The organism is Mesorhizobium sp. (genome assembly GCF_041661565.1).
In the GTDB taxonomy this organism is placed as follows: Bacteria; Pseudomonadota; Alphaproteobacteria; order Rhizobiales; family Rhizobiaceae; genus Mesorhizobium.
Genome location: NZ_JBAZUD010000231.1, coordinates 1 through 4696, shown reverse-complemented (window position 1 = coordinate 4696; position 4696 = coordinate 1). Strand labels below are relative to the sequence as shown.

The window sequence follows — 4696 nt, the reverse complement described above, 5'->3', positions numbered from 1 at the left end:
TGCTGGCCCTTGGTCAGGACCGCGAAATTGGCGGTGGTGCCGATCGACAGCGTCGCCATGCGATAATCCAGCGCCTGGATGCTGTCTATCTGCCTGCCGTTGAGTTGGAGCACGACGTCGCCGGGCTTGAGCCCGGCCTTGGCGGCCGGTCCGGTCGCCTCTACCGACGAGACCAGGGCCCCGGTCGGCTTTTCCATTCCGAGCGATTCGGCGATCTGCGGTGTAACCGCCTCGAACTCGGCACCGATATAGGGCCGCTCGAAGAAGTCGAGCCCGGCCTTGGCCGCGTCGGCGAAGGCGCGAACCATGTTAGAGGGAATGGCGAAGCCGATGCCGATCGAGCCGCCGCTGCGGCTGTAGATCGCCGTGTTGATGCCGACCAGCTGGCCGCCCATGTTGATCAACGCGCCGCCGGAATTGCCGGGGTTGATGGCCGCGTCGGTCTGGATGAAGAAGCTGGAATCGGCGACGCCGATATGGCTACGGGCAAGCGCAGAGACGATACCGCTGGTGGTGGTCTGGCCGACGCCGAAAGGGTTGCCGATGGCCAGCACCAGGTCGCCGACCTCGAGCGCGTCGGAATCGCCGATGGCGATGACCGGGAAAGGCTTGTCGGCGGAGATCTTGAGCACCGCCAGGTCGAGCGACTCGTCCTTGAGCATCACCTTGCTCTCGAACTCGCGGCCGTCCGCCGTCGCCACCTTGACCTGATCGGCATCCTTGATGACGTGGTAGTTGGTGACGACGATGCCGGTCGGGTCGACCAGCACGCCGGAACCGAGCGAGGATTGCGCGCGCGGCTGCGAGCGGCCGAAGAATTCCTCGAAGAAGGGATCGCCGTCGAAAGGCGACGTCACCTTGGCGGTCTGCGAAGCATAGACGTTGACCACGGCCGGCGCGGTCTGCTTGACGAGCGGCGCGAACGACAATTGCACTTCCTCGCGGCCGAACGGCACGCGCTTGTCGGGGCCGGACGTGGCGTTCTCACCTTCGACGCCATGCAGCAGATCGGTCAGCACATCGGACAGGCCCGGATCAGTCTTGGTGTCCTCGGCCCATGCCTGCCTGACCATCGGTGCGGCCGCCAACGCCATCAAGGCGAAGAGCAGGACAAGGGACAGTCTGTTGGCGCGCATTCACGAATCCTCCGAGGCGAGTTCGGGCGCCATTGTCCTGACGATTGTGCAAAATGAAAGGCTAAGTCGCTGAAATCCGATTATTTTGGGCAGGGAGACCTTAGCTAAGGTCACAGACTCGGCCAGTCCGCGATTTGGTTGCCATCAGACAACGAAAAGGGGCCCGCAGGCCCCTTTGAATTTAGTCTGGAAACCGAGCCTTATGCAGCCTCGGCGTCGGAGTCGGTGCCTTCGGCTTCGATGCGGGCGCGGTCGCCGGCGCCCTTGGCCGAGGTGTCGCGATCGACGAACTCGATGACGGCCATCGCGGCGTTGTCGCCATGGCGGAAGCCGGCCTTCATGATGCGCAGATAGCCGCCATTGCGGTCGGCATAGCGCGGCGCGATGGTGTCGAACAGGCGCTTGACGACGCCTTCATTGCCGATCTGCGCGATCACCTGACGGCGGGCGTGCAGGTCGCCGCGCTTGCCGAGCGTCACCAGCTTCTCGACGATCGGACGCAAATCCTTCGCCTTCGGCAGGGTAGTGACGATCTGCTCGTGCTCGAGCAGCGACACGGCGAGGTTGGCGAACATCGACTTGCGATGGCTGATGCTTCTGGCGAAGCGACGGCCTTTAAAACCGTGGCGCATGGCTCTTTTCCTTCTTCAGTTGTTCAAGAGGCCAAGACCTCTGATGGTTTTCCGCATGACCGTCGGATCGAGCGGCCGCCCGATCCTTGGAATTCATGCTCAATATTGATCTTCGTAACGCTTTGCGAGGTCTTCGATGTTTTCCGGTGGCCAGTCCGGCACTTCCATGCCGAGGTGCAGGCCCATCGCCGCCAGGACTTCCTTGATCTCGTTCAGCGACTTGCGGCCGAAGTTCGGGGTGCGCAGCATCTCGGCTTCGGTCTTCTGGATGAGATCGCCGATGTAGACGATGTTGTCGTTCTTCAGGCAGTTGGCCGAACGCACCGAAAGCTCGAGCTCGTCGACCTTCTTGAGCAGCGCCGGGTTGAAGGCGAGCTCGGTGACGGCTTCGGCGGCGACTTCCTTCTGCGGCTCGTCGAAGTTGACGAACAGGCCAAGCTGGTCCTGCAGGATGCGGGCGGCGAAAGCCACCGCGTCCTCGCCGGTGATCGAGCCATCGGTCTCGATCGTCATGGTCAGCTTGTCATAATCGAGAACCTGGCCCTCGCGGGTGTTCTCGACCTTGTAGGAAACCTTCTTCACCGGCGAATAGAGGCTGTCGACCGGGATGAGGCCGATCGGTGCATCCTCGGCGCGGTTGCGGTCCGCCGGCACGTAACCCTTGCCGGTGTCGACGGTGAATTCCATGCGGATTTCAGCGCCTTCGTCCAGCGTGCAGATGACGTGGTCGGGGTTGAGGATCTCGACGTCGCCAACCGTCTGGATGTCGCCGGCGAGAACAGCGCCCGGTCCCTGCTTGCGCACGACCATGCGCTTCGGGCCGTCGCCTTCCATGCGGATGGCGATTTCCTTGATATTCAGGACGATGTCGGTCACGTCCTCGCGCACACCGGCGATGGACGAGAATTCATGCAGAACGCCGTCGATCTGAACGGCGGTAACAGCCGCACCGCGCAGCGAAGACAGAAGCACGCGACGCAGAGCATTGCCGAGCGTCAGGCCGAAGCCACGCTCCAGGGGCTCCGCGACCAGCGTGGTCAGCGTCTTCTTCTTCGACGAGAACTCGATCTTGTTTGGCTTGATCAGTTCCTGCCAATTTTTCTGGATCATGATGCTTTCCTTCCGTTGACCCGCCACCATCCAATCGTGGCGGGCGACCTGGAATGCCGTGGAGGAACGCCCGTGGGGCGCTCGCGCGGCGTTCGATAAATGCTTAGACGCGACGCTTCTTGCGCGGGCGGCAGCCATTGTGCGGGATCGGCGTCACATCACGGATCGAGGTGATGGTGAAGCCGGCCGCCTGCAGGGCGCGCAACGCCGATTCACGACCGGAGCCGGGTCCGCAGACCTCGACTTCGAGCATGCGCATGCCATGTTCCTGGGCCTTCTTGGCAACGTCCTCGGCAGCCATCTGGGCAGCGAACGGGGTCGATTTGCGCGAACCCTTGAAGCCCTGTGCGCCGGCCGACGACCAGGCAATCGAATTGCCCTGAGCGTCGGTGATGGTGATCATCGTGTTGTTGAAGGTCGAATTGACGTGGGCAACGCCCGACGAGATGTTCTTGCGTTCGCGACGGCGAACACGAGCGGCTTCCTTGGCCATGATGGTCCTTTCAGTTGATCTCTACACCGCCGTAATGCCAGCGGCTCCACCTTTGAAAGCGAATAGTGAGTAGCCATCAGCGAATAGGAATCCCCACTCGCTAATGGCCACCGGCTATTCGCTGACTTATTTCTTCTTGCCGGCGATCGACTTGGCCGGGCCCTTGCGGGTACGTGCATTGGTATGCGTGCGCTGGCCGCGAACCGGCAGCGAGCGACGGTGACGCAGGCCACGGTAGCAGCCGAGGTCCATCAGACGCTTGATGTTCATCGACACTTCGCGGCGCAGATCGCCCTCGACCTGGTAGTCGCGGTCGATGGTCTCGCGGATCTGCAGCACTTCCGCGTCGGTCAGCTGGTTGACGCGGCGTTCGGCCGGGATGCCGACCTTGTCGACGATCTCCTGGGCGAACTTCTTGCCGATGCCATGAATGTACTGAAGCGCGATGACAACGCGCTTGTTGGTCGGAATGTTAACGCCGGCTATACGAGCCATATTCTTCTCTTCTCCATGTGGGCCGGCCGACCTTCGAAAAGGCAGGCACGGCGCAATCTTTAAGTTGCCCCGCGTCCGGTGGAGGCCGGCCCATGCGGGAGTTTCCAGTCAAAGCGGCTGCCCTTGCCCTTGCGGACAAGCAAAGCCCATGCCTGTAGGAAGACGGGCCGCCATACCGCAGCGAACGGTCGCCGTCAAGTACAATCGTTAATTTACCGGCTTCGCCCCTTCGGCCGTCGCCGCGAGCACGGCTTCGATCTCGCCGGTGACGGCATCGATGTCAGCCATGCCGTCTACGGCCTTGAGTTTGCCCTTGGCGTAGTAGTAGCCGATCAACGGAGCGGTCTTCTTGTAATATTCGCGCAGACGGTCTTCGAACACCGCGGGATTGTCGTCCTTGCGCACCGGCTGACCGGCCGCCTTGGCGTCATCGGCCCGCTTGACGATCCGCCCGACCAACGCCCGGTCGTCAACGACAAGTTCGATGACGATGTCGAGGCTCATGCCACGTTGCGCGAGCATCGCATCGACAGCATCGGCCTGCACAAGGGTGCGCGGGTATCCGTCGAGGATGAAGCCGTTGGCGCAATCCGCCTGATCGATGCGCTCGGCAACGATGGCGTTGACGATGGCGTCCGACACCAGCTCACCGGCATCCATCACTGCCTTGGCGCGCTTGCCGACCTCGGTACCGGCCTGGACGGCAGCCCGCAGCATGTCGCCCGTCGAGAGCTGTGGTATGCCGTGTTTCTCTACCAGTCTTTGTGCTTGTGTCCCCTTGCCCGCCCCTGGCGGCCCAAGCAATATCAACCTCATCTGGCTTTCTTCCC

General features: G+C 62.3%; 6 protein-coding genes. All 6 read right to left on the bottom strand.

All coding sequences use genetic code 11. The features are described 5' to 3' along the window. The coding region (locus WC739_RS24620; protein ID WP_372955596.1) for a trypsin-like peptidase domain-containing protein at positions 1-1136 on the bottom strand (1136 nt) is incomplete at its 3' end. Positions 1137-1336: 200 nt separating this feature from the next. Then, on the bottom strand, positions 1337-1768 hold the full coding sequence (rplQ, locus tag WC739_RS24615) for a 50S ribosomal protein L17 (RefSeq protein ID WP_372955595.1): 432 nt from the start codon (positions 1766-1768) through the stop codon (positions 1337-1339). A gap of 99 nt (positions 1769-1867) precedes the next feature. Further along, positions 1868-2878, bottom strand: a complete 1011-nt coding sequence (locus tag WC739_RS24610) for a DNA-directed RNA polymerase subunit alpha (RefSeq protein WP_013531438.1) — start codon at positions 2876-2878, stop codon at positions 1868-1870. Positions 2879-2981: 103 nt separating this feature from the next. Next, positions 2982-3371, bottom strand: coding sequence for a 30S ribosomal protein S11 (gene rpsK, locus WC739_RS24605; protein ID WP_006205444.1), 390 nt, complete (start codon positions 3369-3371; stop codon positions 2982-2984). Between the two features lie 126 nt (positions 3372-3497). Beyond that, complete coding sequence (gene rpsM, locus WC739_RS24600; protein ID WP_006205445.1) at positions 3498-3866, bottom strand: 30S ribosomal protein S13; 369 nt, start codon at positions 3864-3866, stop codon at positions 3498-3500. Positions 3867-4073: 207 nt separating this feature from the next. Beyond that, entirely contained in the window at positions 4074-4682 is a 609-nt protein-coding gene (locus tag WC739_RS24595; RefSeq protein ID WP_372955597.1) for an adenylate kinase, read from the bottom strand. Between the last annotated feature and the right edge of the window lie 14 nt (positions 4683-4696).

Coding starts and splice junctions, on each gene's coding strand:
- rplQ (WP_372955595.1), bottom strand. CDS start 1,768: ATGCGCCACGGTTTTAAAGGCCGTCGCTTCGCCAGAAGCATCAGCCAT.
- WC739_RS24610 (WP_013531438.1), bottom strand. CDS start 2,878: ATGATCCAGAAAAATTGGCAGGAACTGATCAAGCCAAACAAGATCGAG.
- rpsK (WP_006205444.1), bottom strand. CDS start 3,371: ATGGCCAAGGAAGCCGCTCGTGTTCGCCGTCGCGAACGCAAGAACATC.
- rpsM (WP_006205445.1), bottom strand. CDS start 3,866: ATGGCTCGTATAGCCGGCGTTAACATTCCGACCAACAAGCGCGTTGTC.
- WC739_RS24595 (WP_372955597.1), bottom strand. CDS start 4,682: ATGAGGTTGATATTGCTTGGGCCGCCAGGGGCGGGCAAGGGGACACAA.